The sequence below is a fragment of the Caulobacter sp. UNC279MFTsu5.1 genome (genome assembly GCF_900114015.1).
Classification (GTDB): Bacteria; Pseudomonadota; Alphaproteobacteria; order Caulobacterales; family Caulobacteraceae; genus Caulobacter.
On record NZ_FORN01000096.1, the window covers coordinates 1 to 1,890 of the forward strand.

The 1,890-nt window shown below is 67.7% G+C and carries 2 protein-coding genes and 1 pseudogene; all 3 read right to left on the bottom strand.

Features of this window, described 5'->3' with window-relative positions; genetic code table 11:
• Nucleotides 1-977, bottom strand: a 977-nt coding sequence (locus BM066_RS25670) for an alpha/beta hydrolase (protein WP_089931226.1), incomplete at its 3' end; no start/stop codon positions are given.
• Nucleotides 978-1,282: 305 nt separating this feature from the next.
• Nucleotides 1,283-1,393 carry a hypothetical protein gene (locus BM066_RS25675; protein WP_018061233.1) on the bottom strand — a complete coding sequence of 37 codons (111 nt, stop codon included), beginning with the start codon at nucleotides 1,391-1,393 and terminating at the stop codon, nucleotides 1,283-1,285.
• 406 nt (nucleotides 1,394-1,799) lie between these two features.
• Nucleotides 1,800-1,885: pseudogene (locus tag BM066_RS27450) on the bottom strand (hypothetical protein); the annotation flags it as partial.
• Nucleotides 1,886-1,890: the final 5 nt, after the last annotated feature.

Here is a 1,890-nt window from a genome sequence, read left to right on the forward strand (position 1 = left end):
TTTTGCTCGCGCGCGAAATTGAGGAACAACGGCAGCCACAGACCGTCGGGACTGCCGGGCCTTGCGCCGACGCTGAAGCCGTGTCCGCCACGGGCGAACAGATGGGTCTCGACCGTGATCTTGGCCGCGACCATGGCGTCGCGCAGCCGCACCGTATTGGCCACGGGCACCGTGCCGTCATCCTCGGCATGCACCAGGAAGGTCGGGGCGGCGGTCGGGGTGACGTTGAGGTCCGGCGACCACTCGCGGATCTGGGCGGCCGTCGGCGGCCCGCCAAACAGCGACGGCGCGGCGCCTCCATAGGCATAGGCGGGATCGACGCTTTGCACCGGATAGATCGGCGCCGTCAGGAACGGGCGGGCGGTGAGCTGGTCCGTCGCGTCGACGGGCGCGTAGAACGGCGCGGCGTGCCGCGTCGCCAGGGTCGCCGTCAGGAAACCGCCGGCGCTGAAGCCCAAGACGCCGACCCGCGCAGGGTCGAGATGGAAGCGCGACGCCTGGGCGCGGATGAGGCGCATGGCGCGCTGGGCGTCGGCCGGGCCGACGCTTGCCGGATCGCTCCATCCGTCCTGCGCCAGGCGATAGATCAGCACGAAACAGCTAATGCCGGCGCGGTTCAGGATATCGGCGATGTAGTAGCCTTCGTGCTCGAAATAGTTCCAGGCGAAGCCGCCGCCCGGAATGATCAGCATGGCCGAGCCGTTGGGCTGGGCGGCCGGAAACGCGATCATGTACGGCTTCGAGATTCCTTTCGCGCGGCGGCTGCTATAGCCCGGACTCGACGAGGTCTGCTCGATCACCTCGGCCATGTCTGGATGCAGGGCGCCCGCCGGCGGATGCGGCCACAGCTCAAGGACCTCGCGCGCTCCCGCCGAACCCGGCTGGGCCCGCACCTTGGCCGCCGCGCCCAGGCTTATCGCCGAAGCACCCGCGAGGACCAGGTGGGATTTCACAAGATCGCGGCGTGAAAGATTCATGGAAACAGACTCCCTCGTTGCGGCCCTACGATAACCGGCCGCCGGGCCGCCACTTCTTCCTAATCAAAATCTTTTTATATATGATGTGTGTTGCCCCTGCGACACTGTGCGGCGCGATGGGCGCCGGGCGGTTTCCCGCCTCGATGACCGGTGGCGTGCGACGCATGTTCCCATCAACTTCCGAGGCGTTCTTGGAGGCCGCGGCGCGCCGGGCTGAGCCGGTCAATCCGGCGATCGTCTCGCCGTGAGAGGCAGGGACGGCGCCCCTTCGTGGGGCGAAGGGGGCGCGAGGGGCGGACGGCCCCCTACTTCTTGCCCGGCGTGACGATGAACGGCGAGACCGAGGCCGGGGCCGTCTTCTTGTCCGCCTTGGGTTTGCGGACTTCCTTGTTGGACTTCTTCTGACCCTTGGCCATCGTGGTTTCCTGCCTGGACGCTCGCGCGCCGGGGAAGTCCAGCGGGCCGAGCCGCCCTTTCGGCGTGGAGCGATCCTAGGGCTTCGCCGGCGCCGCCCCTAGGCTTTTCGGGTCCAACCCTCTGGCGCGGGGCTCACGGGTGAGAATCCCGTCCCTTTGTTGTTCCGCTCCTCCCGTCGAACGCCCGGACCCGGATCCCAAAGCCGAGAGGATGATCGGATGGGCTCGGCGCTGTTGGCGCCAGCCACACCGCCATTCCATCTGGGCCCCGGCGTTCGCCGGGATGAGCGGGGGGTTGGGTGGTTTATGCCCGGCGTTCAGCCAACAAACCCCCGCGATTTCAACGCCCTGAACTTTCTCGACCCGAGTTCGTCCCCACCCTTTCAGATCGCCGTATCCTGATCTCACCTCGACGCAGGGAAAGGGCGCATGGCCAGCGACCGATGCGGCGGCGGGGGGCGATCGAGCGGGACTGGGCTGGAGGGGGTTACTTCAGC